The following is an 18948-nucleotide window of genomic DNA, read 5'->3' as shown; positions in this document are numbered from 1 at the left end:
CGTAGCCGCGGCCCGGCACCCGAGCGGTCGCCCGCCGCCCCCGTCCCCCTGCTCTCCGATCGAACGCCGGGACGGCAGCCCGGAACAGACACATGGGCAGCTGGCGAAGCGACGGCCGGCGAAGCGACGGCCGGCGAAGCGGCGGCCGGCGAAGCGACGGCCCGGCACCCGAGCGGTCGCCCGCCGACCCCGTCCGCCTGCTCTCCGATCGAACGCCGGGACGGCAGCCCGGAACAGACACATGGGCGGCCGGCGAAGCGACTGCCGGCGAAGCCGCGGCCCGGCACCCGAGCGGTCGCCCGCCGCCCCCGTCCCCCTGCTCTCCGATCGAACGCCGGGACGGCAGCCCGGAACAGACACATGGGCGGCCGGCGAAGCGACGGCCGGCGGAGCCGCGGCCCGGCACCCGAGCGGTCGCCCGCCGCCCCCGTCCGCCTGTTCTCCGACGGCACCCGCCGCACCGACCTCGTCCCCCGGCCCAACCCGGACCAGCCCGACCCAACCCGCCCCACCGCCAGCACCGCCCCCGGTCGGCTCGCCGCCGCGATCGAGCCACTCGCCGTACCGTCCCCGCGTCACTGTCCCCGCGTCACTGTCCCCGCGCCCCCGCCGACGGCGGGCAAGCGGGCGCCGACACGCAGTCACCTCTCGGTACCCTGCTGACCATGCCTCGCTACGACTTCCGCTGCCGCTCCTGCGGCGCCACCTTCGAACTCAGCCGCCCGATGGCCCAGGCCAACGACCCGGCCGTCTGCCCGGAGGGCCACCCCGACACCGTGAAGCTGCTGTCGACCGTCGCCGTGACGGGCGGCGCGTCCGGCGCCGCCGCCCCGGCCCCGGGCGGCGGGGGCGGTGGCTGCTGCGGGGGTGGCTGCTGCGGCTGACCGGCGCGCACCGGCCACGCGTCATCAGCCCACGACAGCGACCTCTCCCGCGCGGACCCGGGCCAGCATCTGTCGGAGGATCTCCTCACCCGCCGCGACGCCGATCTCGGTGAGCGCGGTGACGCCGCCGGCGCTCCACCCGGTCTCGGCGAGTTCGCCGTGGCCGGGTCGCCAGCCGTGGTCGGCGGTGAGCAGCAGGTCCGCGTCGAGCAGTGAGTCGCCGGCGGCGAGGACCGTCTGCGCGCCGGTGCGGCGGCGGACCTCGGCGAGTGCGGCGCTCTTGGACAGCGGTGCGGGCACCGCGTAGACCTTGCGGCCCTGGAGGGAGACCGTCCAGCCGCGTTCGGCGCACCAGGCGGTGAGGTCGTCGATCCAGCCGGCGGGGAGTGCGGCGCGTTCGACCACCAGGTAGGCGAACAGCTCGTCGGCGACCCGCCGCTTGTGTGTCCACTCGGGGTCGGCGGTGATGGCGAGGTGTTCGACGACCTCGGGCAGCGGGGCGCTGGTGGCGTCCAGCCGGGTGCGGATCTCGTGCTGCCAGTCGGCGTCGGGCACCCCGTCGACCAGCAGGTGGCCGCCGTTGGCGCAGACCGCGTACGGGGGGATCCAGCCGGGGGTGGGGCCGGGGAGGTTGATCCGCTCGTACTGGGTGCGGGTGCGGGTGGTGATCGGGACGACGGGGGTCTGCTCGGCGAGTTCGGCGAGCAGTTCGGCGGCCGTCTCGGTCATGAAGGAGAGCGCCTTGCCGTCGTGCACCTCCACTGAGAGCAGTCGCGGGGCGAGCCGGTCGGGCACGTCCAGGGCGAGCGCGCGGTTGGAGTAGACGAGGGTGCGGTCGAGGTCGCTGGCGACCAGGAACTGCGGCACGGGCGGGGTCTCCTTCGGTCGGGGGCAGGGTCAGGTGTGGACGGCGGTGCCGTCCGCGCCGGTGGCGCCGCGGGTGTAGCGCGGGTGGATGAGGCCGACGCAGCTGTACGGCAGGTGGTCGATCTCCTCCACGGGGACGCCGCGTTGGGCGGCGAGCAGCCGGACGTGGTCGAGGTCGGCGCCGGCGCCGCGGCGGGCGAGGATCCGCCAGGGGACGCGGCGCAGCAGCACCCGGGTGGTCTCTCCGACGCCGGGCTTGACCAGGTTGACGTTGTCGATGCCGTACTCGGTGCTTATTCGCTCGACGGCGGCCCAGCCCTCCCAGCTGGGGGTGCGGTCGGCGAGGGCGAGGCGGGCGGTCTCGGCGGCGACGGCGTCGGCAACGGCGGGGAACGCGGCGGCGACGGTGTCGACGAACCGGGCGGACACGTCGGCCTCGGCCAGGTGCCGGTAGTACTTGGCGCCGTGGAACTCGTCCGGTCCGGTCAGGTCGGCGCGCAGCACGGTGCGGGAGACCAGGCCGGAGACGGTGGAGTTGAGGCAGGCGGAGGGGATCAGGAAGTCGTCGCGGGTGCCGTAGGTGCGCACGCAGCTGCCGGGGTCGGCGAGGACGGCGAGGCCGGGGTCGAAGCCGGTGCCGGCCAGGGCCTGGTCGAGCTCGCGGGTGATGGCGCCCTTGCCCGTCCAGCCGTCGACGAAGACCACGTCGGCGGCGCGGTGGTGGGCGGCGAGGTGGCGCAGCGCGACCTGGTCGATGCCGCGGCCGCGGACGATGGAGACGGTGTAGTGCGGCACGTCGAGGCCGTGGGCGTGGGCGAGCCAGCGGCGGATCAGGATGCCGACGGGGGTGCCGGCCCGGGCCAGCGAGGCGAGCACCAGGTGCGGTCCGCGTTCGCGCAGCAGCGTTTCGGCGACGGTGCCGACGGCGGTGGCCAGCCGGGCGGCGGAGGCGGCCAGCGCGGTGTGGAACAGCTGCTGGTACTCGGGGCTGGGCTGGTACTCGACCGGCAGCGACTCGGCGTAGTGGGCGCCACCGGACTGCACGGCCTCCTCGCGTTCCTCGACGGGTGCTTCGAGCTGGACGTCGGAGAGGTCCTTGAGCAGCCAGGTGACGTCGGCGGCCGGGTAGCTGGAGAAGGCCGGTCCGTGCAGCGGGCGGGCGGCGGGCGGGGAGGGGGCGGTGTGTGCGGTCATGCCGGGCCTTCGGTGGGGTGCGCAGGGGTGATGCTCGGGCAGCGGGTGGTCGGCGGGGCGTCAGGCGGGTGGCGTGGGGCGGTACGACGGGAGAACGGCGAGCACCACGTGGTCGGTGGCGGTGCGCAGGCGGGGCAGCAGGGCGTCGGGGCCGTGGTGCAGGGCGGGGGTGTCGGCGGGGTCGTCGACGACCAGGACGACGGTGTCGAAGCGGCGGGCCGGGTCGCTTCCTGGGGCGACGTTGTAGACATAACGCTCGGTTGCGTCGGCGCCGGCCGGGTCGTCGTGGGCGGTGAAGGCGAGCCGGGTGCGGATCGCGTAGCCGGGGTGGTCGTGGGCGAACACCGGGGAGCGGGTGGTGGTGGAGAACCGCACCTCGGCGTCCGGGAGTTGGCGTTGGAGGGCGTCGGCGAGCCGCAGTGGGGCGTACATCAGCTCCTCGCAGCCGAGCACCAGGACGCGGCGGGGCCGGGGGCCGACGGCGGCGGCGAGGGCGGCGCCGAGCGCGGGGAGCGCGTCGTCCAGGCGGCGGCGGTGGGCGGGGGTGAAGCCGTGCCGGCCGCCGTCCGGCAGGCCGTCCGGCCAGGGCAGCCGGAGCTGCGTCAACTCGCCTTCCGCTGGGGCCGGTTGTGGCTGTTCGGGGGCGGGGGCGGCGTCGATGAGTGCCCGGGCGCGGTCCAGGACGTCCTCGGGCAGCTGGACGCCGCCGCCGGCGGTGGCCACCAGGTCGAGCCGGGCGCCGAGTTCGGCGGCGGCGGCCTCCAGCCGGGCGCGGTCGGCCGGGGTGCGCAGATCGACCAGGGCGACCACCACGTACCGCTCGCGGGGGTGGGCGGCGTGCAGGGCGCGGATGGTGTTGAGCACCGTGGTGCCGGTGGAGAACTCGTCGTCCACCAGCACCAGCGGGCCGTCCCCGGCAAGCAGTTCCGGGTCTTCCGGGAGCAGCAGGTGGCTGGTGGCGTGCGAGTGCTCCTCCTCGAAGCCGCCGAGCGGGGCGAGGCCGGGCACGGGGCGGCGGGTGGAGTGCAGGTAGGGCGCGTCGAGGCCGTCGGCGACGCTGTGGCCGAGGGCGGTGGCGGTCTCCGCGTAGCCGAGCACCACGGCGCGCGCGGTCTGCGCCGGGCCGAGCAGTTCGGCCACCCGGCGGCCGAGTTCGAGCCCGGCGCCGTGCACCACCTCGGGCCGCTGCGGGACGTGCTTGCCCAGCACCTGGGAGACCAGCAGGTGGGCGCGCTTGGGGTTGCGGCGCAGCGCGAGGCCGATCAGCGCGGTGAGTTCCGGCCCGCCGGTCAGGCGCAGGCCCAACCGGTCGGTGACCCACTGGCCGGTCCAGGGGTCGGCCCCGACCGGCCCGGGGGCGGTGGTCTCGACGGTCATCGGGGGCTCCTCTCAGCAGGACAACGGGTGGTGCGGGTGCTACCTGGAAGGACGCACGGCTGCGCGTCCGGGTTCGAGCGTACGGGGCGCGCCACGGCCCGCGGATCGACCGACCGGCTCGGCTCCGCGCTCCGATCGGCGCGAATCGGATGGCCGTCCGGTGGACGAGGCCATCCTCCGATCGGCTGACACCAGGTCAAAAAGGGCAGGCTCAGCAGACGCAGGCCGAGAGCAGTTCGGCGAAGGACACCTCGGCCCGCGCGACGCCGAACACCTCGGCGCGCAGCAGCACCCGCTCCGCCCAGGCCCGGTGCGGCTTGGCCTCGTTCATCTTGTTGGTGTACGCGGAGCGGCTCACCCCGCCGCCACCCCGGTGCTGCTGGAGGATGTCGGTGGCGTCGCACAGTTCCTCGTGGGTGACCACGGACAGCGCGTGCACGGCGGCGACGTGGCTGGGGTGGATGCAGGTCTTGCCCAACAGCCCGTTGGCCCGGTCGAGTTCGATCTCCCGGATCAGCCCGTCCAGGTCGTGCTCGATCAGCCGCTGCCGGACCTGGTCGGCGGGCGGGGTGGCCTCGGCGAACGGGGTGCGGCGCAGCTGCGGCTTGAACATCCGTTCCTGGAGCGGGAAGTACTCCCAGACCGGACCGGTGACGGTGAACCCGGTGCCGTCGGCGCGGCCGAGCACGTTGACCACGTCACCGATCACCTGGGCGACCAGCGCCACGTCGTAGGCGGTCAGGTCGGGCGAGCGGCGCAGCCCGTACGCGGAGCACAGGTCGGTGACGCCGAGCCGCACCGCGAGGACCCGCTCGCGGTGCTTGTCGAGCAGCCGGGCGATGCCGAACAGCTGCTCGCGGCGGCTCTCCAGGTGGGCGAGTTCGGGCGACTCCAGCACCGGCATGATGAACAGCCGCCGCCCGCCGGTCTCTTCGGCGCAGGTCAGCGCCTCCAGGAACGGCCGCCCGCTGTCCTCGGTGAACTTGGGCACCACGAAGCCGCTGAGCAGCCGCAGCGCGGGCCCGAGCCGCCGGGCCAGGTCGGCGATCTGCTCGGGGGCGCGCACCCGGACGAACAGCAGTGGCAGTTCGGCCTCCGCGCCCTCGGCGGCCAGCGCGGTGAGTTGGGCGACCAGGTTGCGCTCGGCGTCGTCCACCTCGTGGTCGGCTATCGCGTCCTCCAGGCACAGCACCATGGACACCACGCCGCGGGCGGCCTGTCGGCGGATGTCGCGGGCCAGGGCGGGGCGGGTGGCGGGGCTGTAGAGCGTGGCGCCGAGCGCGGTGGCCAGGACATCCGCCCCGCTGTCCCGGTCGAAGGCAACGGGCTGCTCGTGAAAGAGCCGGCTGCGGACGTCGTCCGCGAGATGCCCGAAGTGGCGCAAAGTGCTCTCCCGCTCTGATCTGTGGGGCCCCGCTCGGGGCCGGCGACGGCCGACCCCTCGACACTTGGACGGTTGGCGTGGCCGGATAGTTCGCCGGGGCGCGCTCGCCTCGGCGGGATCGGGAGCACCGGGCCGCCGGCCGCCCATGGTACGGCCGGACCACGCCGGGGAAGCAGTTCGGAACCGCGAATTCCCACCACCCTGCCGCCACTGCCCGGGCTCGCCGGTGCCGCGCCCGCGTTGTCCCGGCCCCCTGGCAGGCGGCAGGATGGTGCGTTATGACGCATGTGATGGCGAAGGGCGCCAACATCCCGCTGACGGCCGGCGCCGTCCGTGCCGTCCTGCGTTGGACGGACGCCCCGGGCACCCCGGACGTGGACGCCTCGGCCCTGCTGCTGGCCGAGGACGGCAAGGTCCGCGACGACCTGGACTTCGTGTTCTACAACCAGCCCCGGCACCCGTCGGGCCTGGTCCGCCACCTGCCCAAGCAGGCCGCGGACGGCTGGGTCTGGGACGCGGTGGAGATCGACCTGGCGAAACTGCCCGCCGGCGTGGAGCGGGTGGTGCTGGCCGGCTCCGCCGAGGGCGGGGCGTTCCCGGCCGTACCGGGCCTGCGGGTGCTGCTGTTCGACGCCGGCGCGCCCGAAGGGACGCCCGCGCTGGCCGAGTTCGCCATCGACGAGTCCGAGCAGGTGACGGCCCTGGTCGCCGCCGAGCTCTACCGCCGCTCCGGCAGCTGGAAGTTCCGCGCCGTCGGCCAGGGGTACGTGGACGGGCTGATCGCGCTGGCCACCGACTTCGGCATCACCGTCGAGGACTCCACCGGCGACGGCGGCACCCCGCTGGCCGCCGACCCCCGCGTACCCGGCCCGGCCGCCGCGCCCGAACCGCCCGCGCCCGCGCCGCTCCCGGTGGACGAGGACGACTGGACGCTCGCCCCGGCGCTGCCCACCCAGGCCCCCGCCCCGGCTCCGGTCGCCGCGCAGCCCGCCCCGATCGTCGCCCCGCCGCCGCCCGCGCTGCCGCCGACCGTCCACCACACCGCGCAGCCCCCCGCCCCGCAGCCCGCCGGCTACGGCTACCCGCAGCAGCAGGGCTACGGCTACCCGCCGGCCCAACCCCAGCCGCAGGCGGGCGGCTACGGCTACCCCCACCCGGCCGCCCCCGGCTACGGCCACCCACAGCCGCAGGCCGCCGGTTACGGCTACCCTCAGCAGCCGCCGGCGCCGCCCGCCCCTCAGCAGCCGGTGCGGCAACAGCCCGCGCCCGCGCCGCCGCAGCCCGCACAGCAGCCCCCGGCGCCCGCGCGGCCGGGCACGCCGTTCGCGCTGCCGCCGCAGGGCCCGCAGTTCCAGCCACGCTGACCGCGCTGCCGCATCAACTCCCGGGCCGGTCCGCGGTCTTGTACCCGCGCTCCCACTGCATGCCGAACCCGTACAGCCGGTCCAGGTCCGACTGGAACCCGTGCACGTACTTCACCTCGCGACGGATCGTCAGCTTGCCCTCGCCGTTGTTCTCGATCAGCACCACCGCGCACGAGCGGGCCGCCGCGGCCCGCTCGTCCAGCTTGATCTCGATCCGCGGCCCGCTCTGCGGAACGATGGTGACCACCGCCTGGGTGCGGTCGAACGCCGGGGTGTCGTCGTAGATGTAGACGAACACCAGCAGCCGCTTGAACTGGTCCTTCTTCTCCAGGTTGATGTGCATGGTCTCGCCGGACGAGGCGCCTGACACGTCGTCACCGGAGAGCTTGATGTACGGCGGCTTGTTCAGGTCGCCGAACAGCCGGCCGAGCGGCTGCACCACGCCCCGGGTGCCGTCGGCGAGTTCGTACAGGCAGGCCAGGTCGAGGTCCACGTTCAGCGGGGCGGAACCGCCGGCGGTGGGTGCCAGCGGGCGCAGGATCCGCGGGTCGAAGAACCGGCGCAGCGAGCTGCCCGCGGTGGGCCGCTCGGCGCTGCGGGTCGACCAGTGCAGGTTGATGTACAGGTAACCGGTGGTGGCCGCCGAGCCCGTGATGGCGTGCTGCGGCTGGGACTTGGTCAGTGTGACCTTGAACTGCCCTCCGGTGTCGAAGCTGTTGCGGTCCCCTTTCAGGAACTCCCACACCGAGACCATCGTGTCCTCCCCCAGCGCCGGTTTCGTCCTAGCTCTCCAATACCCACCCACGGGGTCCTGAGTCAACGTCAACCCGCTGGTACGGACCGCTGGCAGAGGGTTCGTCACTCCCGTACGATGCCTGCCCCTCGGACGCGATATCGTCTCTCCGCACAGGTGTCCCGTGCGTTGTCCCGTGCGCCACGTCACCTCCAACTTCCCCTGCCCTGCGGAAAGCCGAGGCCCTCCCCGCGATGAACCTCTCCTCCATACAGCTGGTCTGGGCCGTGGTCGGCGGTGCAGCCCTGCTGTTCACCGCCATCCTGGTGGCCTTCCTGCGCTTCAAGAACAACAAGACCGAGGGGTCCGAGGACTCCTGGGAGCGCAGCGAGGAGCGCCGCCGCCGCAAGGAGGCCATCTACGGCGGTGCCTCGTACGTCCTGCTGTTCTGCTGTGCCGGTGTCGCGGCCGCGCTGTCCTTCCACGGCCTGGTCGGTTTCGGCCAGCAGAACCTGAACCTGTCCGGCGGCTGGGAGTACCTGGTCCCGTTCGGCCTGGACGGCGCGGCGATGTTCTGTTCGGTGCTCGCGGTGCGCGAGGCCAGCCACGGTGACGCGGCGCTCGGCTCCCGCATGCTGGTGTGGCTGTTCGCGATCGCCTCGGCCTGGTTCAACTGGGTGCACGCCCCGCGCGGCGGCTCGCACGACGGCGCGCCGCAGTTCTTCGCCGGCATGTCGATCTCGGCGGCCGTGCTGTTCGACCGCGCGCTGAAGCAGACCCGCCGCGCCGCGCTGCGCGAGCAGGGCCTGGTCCCCCGCCCGCTGCCGCAGATCCGCGTGGTCCGCTGGCTGCGCGCCCCGCGCGAGACCTACGCCGCCTGGTCGCTGATGCTGCTGGAGAACGTCCGCAGCCTGGACGAGGCCGTCGAGGAGGTGCGCGAGGAGCGCCAGGCCAAGCTGGACGCCAAGATCCGCGCCCGCAGCGCCGACCGCCGCGAGCGGGCCGAGCTGAAGGCGATCTCCCGGCAGAACGGGATGCTGGGCCGGGCCCGGCACGGCCGGCAGGTGCCCGCCCTGGCCGCCGCGGGCGACACCCCGTCGTCCGCTACGGAGCCTGCCCTAGCCGCCGAGGAATCCTCTCTCGACCGGGTCGGCCCCTCCGCCCTGGAGCCCGCCGCCCTGAACGCCGGCCGCCGCCCCCGCGCCGCCGTCGAATCGCCCCTCACCGGCAGCACCAGCACCAGCACCAGCAGCTCGTACTCGTCCAGCATCGACCTGACGATGGACGAGGACACCCTGTCGATGCCGAAGCTGGACTCGCTGGAGCGCAAGCTCCGGGCGATCGAGCAGCAGCTCGGCTGAGACCCAGCAGCTCGGCCGGCACCCGCCACGAACGAGAGCCGCCCACCGGGGAGTTCCCCGGTGGGCGGCTCTCTGCGTACGGTGCGCCGGTCAGCTCTCGGCCGACGCGGCGCCCTCCAGCGCCTGTTCCCGCTTGTTGCGGACCATCGAACTGGCCAGTGCCGCGCCGATGAAGGCGACGCCGACCAGGCCGGTGACGAGCTCCGGGATGTGGTACTTGATCGAGGCGAGCAGGATCAGCGCCAGCGCGCCGATCGCGTAGTGCGCGCCGTGCTCCAGGTACACGTAATCGTCCAGGGTGCCCTTGCGGACCAGGAAGACGGTCAGCGAACGGATGTACATCGCGCCGATGCCCAGTCCCAGGGTGATCTGGAAGATGTCCTGCGAGATGGCGAACGCGCCGACCACGCCGTCGAACGAGAAGGACGCGTCCAGCACCTCCAGGTAGAGGAAGAGGAAGAACGCGGCCTTGCCGCCGACCTGGACGATCGACTTGCCCTTGCGCTCGGCCTCGTGCTCGGCCTCCTCCTGCTCCTCCAGGCCGGCCTCGAAGACCCCGGAGAGGCCGTTGACGGCGAGGTAGGTGGCCAGACCGCAGACACCGGCCAGCAGGACCGTTTCGGCGCGGTCACCGGCGAACAGCCGGGCCGACACGGCGAGCAGCACCAGCGCGATGACCGAGGAGAGGGCCTCCAGCTTGCCGATCTTCTCCAGCGGCTTCTCGATCCAGCGCAGCCAGTTGAACTCCTTCTCCTCCAGGATGAAGTCGAGGAAGATCATCAGCAGGAAGATGCCACCGAACGCGGCGATCGCCGGGTTGGCCATCTCCAGGTACTGCGCGTAGGTGTGCCCGTCGTGGGTCTTGCTGGAGTCGAGCGCCAGCTGCACCACGGTCGCCGGGTTGAGGTGCGCGGTCAGGGCCACCACCAGCAGCGGGAAGACCAGCCGCATGCCGAAGACCGCGATCAGCACACCGACCGTCAGGAAGATCTTCTGCCAGAAGGCGTTCATCCGCTTGAGAACGGTGGCGTTGACGACGGCGTTGTCGAAGGACAGGGAGATCTCAAGGATCGAGAGGATCAGGACGACGCCGAATCCTTCGGCCCCCCAGATCAGGCCGGCGGCAATCAGGCCGGCGATCGTGATGGCGAAGGACCATCCGAACGTACGGAGGAACACGGGGTCAGTTACCTTTCTGGCTACCGGAATTGACCGATTCCGGGCTGCTTACTGAACGTTGACGCCAAAGTCGAGCGCGATGCCGCGCAGGCCGGACGCGTAGCCCTGGCCGACGGCACGGAACTTCCACTCGCCCTGGTAGCGGTACAGCTCGCCGAAGATCATCGCGGTCTCGCCGGACGCGTCCTCGGAGAGGTCGTAGCGGGCGATCTCGCTGCCGTCGCCCACGTTGATCACGCGGATGTAGGCGTTGGAGACCTGCCCGAAGCTCTGCAGCCGGGCGTCGGCGTCGTAGATGGACACCGCGAAGACGACCTTGTCGATCTGCACCGGCACCAGGTCGAGGTGGACCTCGACCACCTCGTCGTCGCCGTCACCGTCGCCGGTGAGGTTGTCGCCCTGGTGCTCGACCGAGCCCTCGGGGCTGCGCAGGTTGTTGTAGAAGACGAAGTACTCGTCGCCGAGGACCCGGCCGCCGGCGCACAGCAGCGCACTGGCGTCCAGGTCGAACGGCGCGCCGGTGGTGGACCGGGCGTCCCAGCCGAGGCCGATCTGGACCCGCGTCAGGTTCGGCGCGGCCTTGGTCAGCGAGACGTTTCCGCCCTTGGCAAGGGTGACGGTCATCGGACTTTCCTCCCAGCTCCCGTCTCCGGGGCTCCCGGGGTGTACAGCGGCGGTCTGCCGTCGAAAGCCGCCCGGGAGGGCCGGTCCGACGGGGCACGTCCGAAGGACGCACTCCAAGAGATCTACGCCCCTCGACGGCCGTACAGTGCTGCACACCCGACTGAACTTCCTGAACTCCGCTCTCCGCCCGGCCCGGCCGCCGCGCCCTGCGGGCCCCCATCGCCCGCGCACGCTCCCCGGCCGGGGGCGGATCGCGGCCGAATCTATCAAGCCCCCCACCCGGTTCCGCTCCGACCGGGACCCGCCGGCTTTCCGCCCCGGTACGCGGCCGGGACCGCCGGACGAAGCATCGCGCGGGCACGGACACACCAGGAGCCGGGGCAGGAACGGCGACGGGCCGGGCCCGTAGGAACGGACCCGGCCCGCAGCACCATGCCTGCCGAAACCTCGGAACCTCAGACGTTGACGCCGAAGTCCTGCGCGATGCCGCGCAGGCCGGAGGCGTAGCCCTGGCCGATGGCGCGGAACTTCCACTCGGCGCCGTTGCGGTACAGCTCGCCGAAGACCATCGCGGTCTCGGTCGAGGCGTCCTCCGACAGGTCGTAGCGGGCGATCTCGGCGCCGCCGGCCTGGTTGATCACCCGGATGAAGGCGTTGCGGACCTGGCCGAAGCTCTGCTGCCGGTTCTCCGCGTCGTAGATCGACACCGGGAAGACGATCTTGGCCACATCGGCCGGGACACCGGCCAGATCGACCTTGATCTGCTCGTCGTCGCCCTCGCCCTCGCCGGTGAGGTTGTCGCCGGTGTGCTCGACCGAGCCGTCGGCGCTCTTCAGGTTGTTGAAGAAGATGAAGTCGGCGTCGGAGCGGACCCGGCCCTGCTCGGTGCAGAGCAGCGCGCTGGCGTCCAGGTCGAAGTCCGTGCCGGTGGTGGTGCGTACGTCCCACCCGAGGCCGACGACCACGGCGGTCAGGCCGGGCGCCTCCTTGGTGAGCGAGACATTGCCGCCCTTGCTCAGGCTGACACCCACGTGGTCCTCCAAGAAGTCGGGTTCCCGATCCGTCAACGGCCCGATCGTAGTGCGGGGTTCCCGGCCGGGGATGGCGACTCGGCCCGGCGCCGCGCCGGAAAGGTGCGGCGCCGGGCCGAGGGGACGTCAGAGCGCGCCGAGGGCGGCCAGGTACTCCTGGGTGTCACGGGCGTCCGGGAGACCGTTGACGACGCTCCAGCGGACCACGCCCTCCTTGTCGAGGACGAAGGTGCCGCGCACCGCGCAGCCCTTGTCCTCGTTGAAGACGCCGTAGGCGCGGGAGACCTCGCCGTGCGGCCAGAAGTCCGACAGCAGCGGGTACTCCAGGCCCTGCTGGTCGGCGAACACCCGCAGCGAGAACGGGGAGTCGGCGGAGACGGCGAGCACCTGCACCTCGTCGTTCTGCAGGCGCGGCAGCTCCTTCTGGATCTCGCAGACCTCGCCGGTGCAGACGCCGGTGAAGGCGAACGGGTAGAAGACCAGGACGACGTTCTTCTCGCCGCGGAAGTCGGACAGCTTCACCGACTCGCCGTGCTGGTTCTTCAGCTCGAAGTCGGGGGCCTGGGCGCCGATCTCGATGGCCATGAGGGGACCTTCCTGCCGGGTCTTGGTGGTACGGGCAGGGAAATCCTCCCATCCGCACACCCCCCGTTCAGCCGTTCGGGTGAGGCCCCAGGGCCGTTCGAGGCGCCGTTCAGCCCTGAGCGAACAAGGTGGCGGCGGCAACGCGCGCGGGCCCCGGCGGAGTCTCCTCCACCGGGGCCCGCGCGTGCTCGCGGTCCGAAGCTCAGCGCTTGCCGGTCTTCGAGGCCTTCGGGGTGGCCAGGCGGGTGCCCGCCCAGTCCTTGGCGATCGCCACCGAGCTGGTCTGCGACAGGCCGGCGGTCTTCGCGGCATCGGCGATCTCGTGCGCCTCGACGTGCCCGTCGCGGCCGGTCTTCGGCGTCAGCAGCCAGATCAGGCCGCCCTCCGCCAGGTACTCCAGGGCGTCGACCAGGACGTCGGTGAGATCCCCGTCCTCGTCGCGGTGCCACAGCAGGACGCCGTCTGCGACGTCGTCGTAGTCCTCGTCGACGAGTTCGGTGCCAGTGATGTCCTCGATGCCCTCGCGGAGCTCCTGGTCACTGTCGTCGTCGTACCCGAGCTCCTGAATGATCTGGCCCTCTACGAAGCCCAGACGAAGCGCCGGGTTGGACTTGTCCGCGGGGTCCGCGGTCGCGCTCACGGGAATAACCTCCAGTATTCGGCTCGGCATCCATGCCGAGGCTGTGGCCGTAGTCCACACGGGAGCGGCGGTTCGCGCAAGTACCCGACCCCCGATCCCACCCAAAGGTTGACGTGTCGAGGGCCGACACGCCGCCCTCCGAGTGGGCAATCGCACCGAAATGTCCGTATCCGTACCGGACAAGGACGCTTCGTTGCCCGCCCACACGCAGACCGTACGCCTGCCCGAGATGCGAACGGCATTCGGGCCAGCCGCGTGTGCGGGCGTAGAGTCTCCTGTTGGCCCTCATCCCGACCGGCCGCCATTGTCCGGCCGGGATGCCAGGTCGGACCACCTCCTGACCGTACCGCCCAACCGGCGGAACGGTTACCGATCGGTAGAGATGACGGATCTCCGAACGCGGTAGCACGATGGAGGCGGCGCGACAACTCAGTTTCGACCGACAGTGAAGGAACAGCGTGGCTTCCGGATCCGATCGCAACCCGATCATCATTGGCGGCCTCCCGAGCCAGGTCCCGGACTTCGATCCCGAGGAAACCGCGGAGTGGCTGGAGTCGCTTGACGCTGCCATCGACGAGCGCGGGCGCGAGCGTGCCCGCTACCTGATGCTGCGGCTGATCGAGCGCGCCCGTGAAAAGCGTGTGGCCGTGCCCGAGATGCGCAGCACGGACTACGTCAACACCATCGCCACCAAGGACGAGCCGTTCTTCCCCGGCAACGAGGAGATCGAGCGCAAGATCCTCAACGCGACGCGGTGGAACGCGGCCGTCATGGTCTCCCGCGCCCAGCGTCCCGGGATCGGCGTCGGCGGCCACATCGCCACCTTCGCCTCCTCCGCGTCGCTGTACGACGTGGGCTTCAACTACTTCTTCCGCGGCAAGGACGCCGACGGCGAGTCCGGCGACCAGGTGTTCTTCCAGGGCCACGCCTCGCCGGGCATCTACGCCCGCGCCTTCCTGCTGGACCGACTGACCGAGCAGCAGCTCGACGCGTTCCGCCAGGAGAAGTCCAAGGCCCCGTACGGTCTGTCCAGCTACCCGCACCCGCGGCTGATGCCGGACTTCTGGGAGTTCCCGACCGTCTCGATGGGCCTCGGCCCGCTCGGCGCGATCTACCAGGCCCGGATGAACCGCTACCTGGAGCACCGCGGCATCAAGGACACCTCCGACTCGCACGTGTACGCCTTCCTCGGCGACGGCGAGATGGACGAGCCGGAGTCGCTCGGCCAGCTGTCCCTGGCCGCCCGCGAGGGCCTGGACAACCTGACCTTCGTGGTCAACTGCAACCTGCAGCGCCTGGACGGCCCGGTCCGCGGCAACGGCAAGATCATCCAGGAGCTGGAGTCGCAGTTCCGCGGCGCCGGCTGGAACGTCATCAAGCTGGTCTGGGACCGCACCTGGGACCCGCTGCTGGCCCAGGACCGCGACGGCGTCCTGGTCAACAAGCTGAACACCACCCCGGACGGCCAGTTCCAGACCTACGCCACCGAGTCCGGCGCGTACATCCGCGAGCACTTCTTCGGCGGCGACCTGCGCCTGCGCGCCATGGTCGAGAACATGACCGACCACCAGATCCAGCACCTGGGTCGCGGCGGTCACGACCACCGCAAGGTGTACGCCGCGTTCAAGGCCGCCCGCGAGCACAAGGGCCAGCCGACCGTCATCCTGGCGCAGACCGTCAAGGGCTGGACGCTGGGCCCCAACTTCGAGGGCCGCAACGCCACCCACCAGATGAAGAAGCTGACGGTCGAGGACCTGAAGCGCTTCCGCGACCGGCTGCACCTGCCGATCACCGACAAGCAGCTCGACGAGGGCTACCCGCCCTACTACCACCCGGGCCGCAACTCGGAAGAGATCCAGTACATGCACGACCGCCGCGAGGAGCTCGGCGGCTACGTGCCCACCCGCAAGGTCCGCCCGCGCAAGCTCGAACTCCCGGGCGACGACGCGTACAAGGCGGTCAAGAAGGGTTCCGGCAACCAGACCATCGCCACCACCATGGCGTTCGTCCGCGTGCTCAAGGACCTGATGCGGGACAAGGGCATCGGCAACCGCTTCGTGCCGATCGCGCCGGACGAGTACCGCACCTTCGGCATGGACTCGCTCTTCCCGTCCGCCAAGATCTACAACCCGCTCGGCCAGACCTACGAGTCGGTCGACCGCGAGCTGCTGCTGGCGTACAAGGAGTCCCCGTCCGGCCAGATGCTGCACGACGGCATCTCCGAGGCCGGGTGCACCGCCTCGCTGATCGCCGCCGGCTCGTCCTACGCGACGCATGGCGAGCCGCTGATCCCGGTGTACGTCTTCTACTCGATGTTCGGGTTCCAGCGCACCGGCGACCAGTTCTGGCAGATGGCCGACCAGCTGGCCCGCGGCTTCGTGATCGGCGCCACCGCCGGCCGCACCACGCTGACCGGCGAGGGCCTGCAGCACGCCGACGGCCACTCGCAGCTGCTGGCCTCCACCAACCCCGGCGTGGTCGCCTACGACCCGGCCTACGGGTACGAGATCGCCCACATCGTCCAGGACGGTCTGCGCCGCATGTACGGCTCCTCCGCCGAGCACCCGCACGGCGAGGACGTCTTCTACTACATGACCGTCTACAACGAGCCCATCAAGATGCCGGCCGAGCCGGAGGGCGTGGACGTCGAGGGCATCCTCAAGGGCCTCTACAAGCTCGCCGACGGCGCGGCCGGCCAGATCCCCGCGCAGCTGCTCGCCTCCGGCGTGGCAGTGCCGTGGGCGCTGGAGGCGCAGCGCATCCTCGCCGAGGAGTGGAACGTCAAGGCGGACGTCTGGTCGGCCACCTCCTGGAACGAGCTGCGCCGCGACGCCGTCGAGGCGGAGGAGTTCAACCTGCTGCACCCGGAGGAGCCGCAGCGCGTCCCGTACGTGACCGCGAAGCTCTCCGGGGCCGAGGGTCCGTTCGTGGCCGTCTCCGACTGGATGCGGGCCGTCCCGGACCAGATCTCCCGCTGGGTGCCCGGCCAGTACCAGTCCCTGGGCGCCGACGGCTTCGGCTTCGCCGACACCCGCGGCGCGGCCCGGCGCTTCTTCCACATCGACGCCCAGTCGATCGTCCTGGCCACCCTCACGGAGCTGGCCAAGCAGGGCAAGATCGACCGCTCGGTGCTGAAGTCCGCGATCGACCGGTACCAGCTGCTCGACGTGGCCGCGGCGGACCCGGGCGCGGCCGGCGGCGACGCCTGAGCGCCAGCCGCTCCACCACAAAGATCCGCCCGAGGACAGAAGTTCTGTCCTCGGGCGGATCTTTGGCGTTCTGCCCTACCGCTTCGCGCAGTTCCCCGCGCCCCTGACGGGGCGCGGAGCAACCGCACGTCAGATGTGGACCGCCGGGCCGGCGTCGTTCGCGCCGCGCTTGGTGAGCAGGCCGAGGGCCGCCGCCACGCAGGCGACGATCGCGGCGACGGTGAAGGCCACGCCCATGCCGCTGACGAAGGACGAGTGGACGGCGTCGGCTATGCCCTGAGTGACCTCCGCCGGGACCCCGGGCTGGGCCGGCGGGGCCATGCCCAGCTGGGCGAGCTGCTTGAGCCCCTCGCCCTGCTCCCCGCCCGGCAGCGGCTGGCCGGTGGCGGCGGTCCACTTGTCGGGGAGCACGCTGGTGGCCTTGGAGGCCATCACCGCGCCCAGCACGGCGGTGCCGAGGCTGCCGCCGACCTGCATCGCGGCCTGCTGGAGGCCGCCGGCCACGCCGGACAGTTCCATCGGGGCGTTGCCGACGATGACCTCGGTGGCGCCGACCATGACGGGGCTGAGGCCGAGGCCCATCAGCACGAACCAGAGCGACATCACACCGTTGCCGGAGTGGATGTCCAGGGTGGACATGCCGAGCATCGCGCCGGTGGTGAGCAGCATGCCCACCACGATCGGGATGCGCGGGCCGATCCTGCCGATCAGGAAGCCGGCCACCGGGGCGCCGACGATCATCATGCCGGTCATCGGCAGCAGGTGGACGCCGGCGTCCACCGGCGCCATCCCGTGCACGTTCTGCAGGTAGAAGGTGACGAAGAAGATGCCGCCGAAGAACGCGAAGGCCATCAGCACCATCAGCAGGGTGCCGGCCGACAGCGGCACCGAGCGGAACAGCGACAGCGGGATCAGCGGCTCCTTGGCGAAGTTCTGCCAGACCGCGAACGCCAGCAGGGCGAGCACCGCGCCGCCGAGGAAGAGCAGCGTGGCGGGGTCGCCCCAGCCCCAGGTCGGGGCCTTGATGATGCCCCAGACGAGCATGAACATCGCGCCGGAGAGCAGCACGATGCCGGGGATGTCGAAGGACTTGGCGGCCTTCTCGGCGCGGACGTCCTTGAGGACCAGCAGGCCCAGGATCAGCGCGACGATGCCGACCGGGATGTTGATGTAGAACACCGACTCCCAGTTGACGTGCTCGACCAGCAGGCCGCCGACGATCGGGCCGGCCGCGGTGGAGGCGCCGATGACGCCGCCCCAGATGCCGATCGCCATGTTGAGCTTCTCGGCGGGGAACGCCCCGCGCAGCAGGCCGAGCGCGGCGGGCTGGAGCAGCGCGCCGAACAGGCCCTGCAGCACCCGGAAGAAGATCACCTGCTGGATCGAGCCGGCGAAGCCGATCGCCGCGGAGGTGGCGGCGAAGCCGACCGCGCCGACCAGGAAGGTGGACTTGTGGCCGAACCGGTCGCCGATCTTGCCGGCGGTGATCAGGAAGACCGCCAGGGCCAGCAGGTAGCCGGAGGTGACCCACTGGATGTCGGCGGGGCTGGCCTTCAGGTCGGTCTGGATCGCCGGGTTGGCGATGGCGACGACGGTGCCGTCGAGGGCGACCATCATGACGCCGACGGCGACGGTGAGCAGGGTCAGCCAGGGGTGCCCCCGCAGCTTCCCTCCGGCGGCCGGGGCCGCCTCCTTGTCGAGTACGACGGACTGGCTCATGGCTCGGGACTTCCCCGTTCGTGTGGTGTGGCAAGAGAGCGGCCCGGCCATTATGTCAGCCGCTGACATTCGACAAGCGGTGACTCGTGTCACTTGATGACAAATGGCAGGACGCTATCGTTGAGCCATGGCCACCCCCACCTCCGCCGTCGACCCGCAGCCCGCCGGCCTGCGTGAACGCAAGAAGCAGCGCACCCGCGACGCCCTGGTCGATGCCGCCAACCGGCTGTTCCTGCAGCAGGGTTACGCGAAGACCACGATCGACGAGATCGCGGCCTCGGTGGAGGTCTCGCAACGCACCTTCTTCCGGTACTTCGCCAACAAGGAGGAGGTCGCCCTGGCGGTACTGGCCGACGCCGAGGAGACCTTCCTGGGCCTGCTGCGCGACCGGCCCGCCGCGGAGAACCCGCTGGAGGCGCTGCACGGCGCGATCCTGGAGGCCTGGCGGACCCTCGACCGGGGCCGGCTCACCGAGCGCGGCTCCGTCGCGGGGGCGCTGGAACTGTTCGAACTGATCGAGTCCACCCCCACCCTGCTCGCCGCCCACCTGCGGCACACCCTCCAGCAGGAGGGCGAGGTGACCCGGATCCTCGCCGAACGCGAGGGCCTCGACCCGGCACTCGACCTGCGCCCCCGGCTGCTCGCCGCCGTGTTCGGCGCCGTGATCCGGCTCGCCCACCTGTCGTACGCCACCGAACCCGACCAGCGCGGCCACTGCATGGACGGCATGCTGGCCCTGATCGACCGCCACATCCGCCAGCTCGGACCGGCGCTGGCGGGCTCCTGGCGCTGACCCC

14 protein-coding genes and 1 pseudogene are annotated in these 18948 nt (G+C 71.8%); 5 read left to right on the top strand and 10 right to left on the bottom strand.

Going from position 1 to position 18948, the window contains the following annotated elements; translation table 11 throughout:
* The first annotated feature begins 665 nt into the window (after positions 1 to 665).
* Positions 666 to 884, top strand: coding sequence for an FmdB family zinc ribbon protein (locus tag ACZ6R9_RS21290; RefSeq protein WP_380481514.1), 219 nt, complete (start codon positions 666 to 668; stop codon positions 882 to 884).
* Positions 885 to 908: 24 nt separating this feature from the next.
* On the opposite strand, the gene ACZ6R9_RS21285 is transcribed toward ACZ6R9_RS21290, so the two are convergent.
* From ACZ6R9_RS21285 to ACZ6R9_RS21275, 3 genes and pseudogenes are all read right to left on the bottom strand, one after another.
* The gene (locus ACZ6R9_RS21285; protein ID WP_465539607.1) at positions 909 to 1751 is read right to left on the bottom strand and encodes an HAD family hydrolase; all 843 of its coding nucleotides are present in this window, start codon (positions 1749 to 1751) and stop codon (positions 909 to 911) included.
* A gap of 30 nt (positions 1752 to 1781) precedes the next feature.
* Positions 1782 to 4322, bottom strand: a pseudogene (locus ACZ6R9_RS21280) (phosphoribosyltransferase).
* 211 nt (positions 4323 to 4533) lie between these two features.
* The gene (locus ACZ6R9_RS21275; protein WP_465539605.1) at positions 4534 to 5706 is read right to left on the bottom strand and encodes an HpcH/HpaI aldolase/citrate lyase family protein; all 1173 of its coding nucleotides are present in this window, start codon (positions 5704 to 5706) and stop codon (positions 4534 to 4536) included.
* Between the two features lie 278 nt (positions 5707 to 5984).
* On the opposite strand from ACZ6R9_RS21275, the gene ACZ6R9_RS21270 reads away from it, so the two are divergent.
* Positions 5985 to 7070 carry a TerD family protein gene (locus ACZ6R9_RS21270; protein WP_465539603.1) on the top strand — a complete coding sequence of 362 codons (1086 nt, stop codon included), beginning with the start codon at positions 5985 to 5987 and terminating at the stop codon, positions 7068 to 7070.
* Positions 7071 to 7083: 13 nt separating this feature from the next.
* Here the strand turns inward: ACZ6R9_RS21270 and ACZ6R9_RS21265 are convergent, their stop codons facing one another.
* The gene (locus ACZ6R9_RS21265) at positions 7084 to 7824 is read right to left on the bottom strand and encodes a TerD family protein (protein ID WP_380481522.1); all 741 of its coding nucleotides are present in this window, start codon (positions 7822 to 7824) and stop codon (positions 7084 to 7086) included.
* 233 nt (positions 7825 to 8057) lie between these two features.
* Between ACZ6R9_RS21265 and ACZ6R9_RS21260 the strand changes: the two genes are divergently transcribed.
* A complete protein-coding gene (locus ACZ6R9_RS21260; protein WP_380481524.1) occupies positions 8058 to 9164 on the top strand; it encodes a DUF2637 domain-containing protein in 1107 nt (368 codons plus the stop codon).
* A 90-nt stretch (positions 9165 to 9254) separates the two neighbouring features.
* Here ACZ6R9_RS21260 and ACZ6R9_RS21255 read toward each other — a convergent pair whose 3' ends face one another.
* The 5 genes from ACZ6R9_RS21255 to ACZ6R9_RS21235 all read right to left on the bottom strand — a co-directional run bounded on the left by ACZ6R9_RS21255 (position 9255) and on the right by ACZ6R9_RS21235 (position 13223).
* Positions 9255 to 10343: a DUF475 domain-containing protein gene (locus tag ACZ6R9_RS21255; RefSeq protein ID WP_380481526.1), complete on the bottom strand. Its 1089-nt coding sequence runs from the start codon at positions 10341 to 10343 to the stop codon at positions 9255 to 9257.
* Positions 10344 to 10391: 48 nt separating this feature from the next.
* Positions 10392 to 10967 carry a TerD family protein gene (locus ACZ6R9_RS21250; RefSeq protein WP_380481528.1) on the bottom strand — a complete coding sequence of 192 codons (576 nt, stop codon included), beginning with the start codon at positions 10965 to 10967 and terminating at the stop codon, positions 10392 to 10394.
* 455 nt (positions 10968 to 11422) lie between these two features.
* Positions 11423 to 11998 carry a TerD family protein gene (locus ACZ6R9_RS21245; protein WP_380481552.1) on the bottom strand — a complete coding sequence of 192 codons (576 nt, stop codon included), beginning with the start codon at positions 11996 to 11998 and terminating at the stop codon, positions 11423 to 11425.
* A gap of 126 nt (positions 11999 to 12124) precedes the next feature.
* Positions 12125 to 12583, bottom strand: coding sequence for a peroxiredoxin (locus ACZ6R9_RS21240; protein WP_380483157.1), 459 nt, complete (start codon positions 12581 to 12583; stop codon positions 12125 to 12127).
* Positions 12584 to 12785: 202 nt separating this feature from the next.
* On the bottom strand, positions 12786 to 13223 hold the full coding sequence (locus ACZ6R9_RS21235; protein ID WP_380483158.1) for a DUF3052 domain-containing protein: 438 nt from the start codon (positions 13221 to 13223) through the stop codon (positions 12786 to 12788).
* 458 nt (positions 13224 to 13681) lie between these two features.
* Here ACZ6R9_RS21235 and aceE point away from each other — a divergent pair, with 458 nt between their 5' ends.
* The gene (gene aceE / locus ACZ6R9_RS21230; RefSeq protein ID WP_465539599.1) at positions 13682 to 16432 is read left to right on the top strand and encodes a pyruvate dehydrogenase (acetyl-transferring), homodimeric type; all 2751 of its coding nucleotides are present in this window, start codon (positions 13682 to 13684) and stop codon (positions 16430 to 16432) included.
* Positions 16433 to 16561: 129 nt separating this feature from the next.
* Here aceE and ACZ6R9_RS21225 read toward each other — a convergent pair whose 3' ends face one another.
* Positions 16562 to 18151, bottom strand: coding sequence for an MFS transporter (locus ACZ6R9_RS21225; protein ID WP_465539597.1), 1590 nt, complete (start codon positions 18149 to 18151; stop codon positions 16562 to 16564).
* Positions 18152 to 18278: 127 nt separating this feature from the next.
* On the opposite strand from ACZ6R9_RS21225, the gene ACZ6R9_RS21220 reads away from it, so the two are divergent.
* Positions 18279 to 18944, top strand: coding sequence for a TetR/AcrR family transcriptional regulator (locus ACZ6R9_RS21220; protein WP_465539595.1), 666 nt, complete (start codon positions 18279 to 18281; stop codon positions 18942 to 18944).
* The last annotated feature ends 4 nt before the right edge of the window (positions 18945 to 18948 follow it).

The organism is Kitasatospora sp. NPDC048662 (genome assembly GCF_055587065.1).
Note: the sequence above shows the minus strand (reverse complement) of the source record. Positions and strands in the feature narration are given on the sequence as shown.

Bases quoted from the DNA above. Each gene is read 5' to 3' on its own strand.
- ACZ6R9_RS21240 (WP_380483157.1), bottom strand. From the start codon at position 12,583: ATGGCCATCGAGATCGGCGCCCAGGCCCCCGACTTCGAGCTGAAGAAC.
- ACZ6R9_RS21265 (WP_380481522.1), bottom strand. From the start codon at position 7,824: ATGGTCTCGGTGTGGGAGTTCCTGAAAGGGGACCGCAACAGCTTCGAC.
- ACZ6R9_RS21250 (WP_380481528.1), bottom strand. From the start codon at position 10,967: ATGACCGTCACCCTTGCCAAGGGCGGAAACGTCTCGCTGACCAAGGCC.
- ACZ6R9_RS21290 (WP_380481514.1), top strand. From the start codon at position 666: ATGCCTCGCTACGACTTCCGCTGCCGCTCCTGCGGCGCCACCTTCGAA.
- ACZ6R9_RS21260 (WP_380481524.1), top strand. From the start codon at position 8,058: ATGAACCTCTCCTCCATACAGCTGGTCTGGGCCGTGGTCGGCGGTGCA.
- ACZ6R9_RS21225 (WP_465539597.1), bottom strand. From the start codon at position 18,151: ATGAGCCAGTCCGTCGTACTCGACAAGGAGGCGGCCCCGGCCGCCGGA.
- ACZ6R9_RS21220 (WP_465539595.1), top strand. From the start codon at position 18,279: ATGGCCACCCCCACCTCCGCCGTCGACCCGCAGCCCGCCGGCCTGCGT.
- ACZ6R9_RS21270 (WP_465539603.1), top strand. From the start codon at position 5,985: ATGACGCATGTGATGGCGAAGGGCGCCAACATCCCGCTGACGGCCGGC.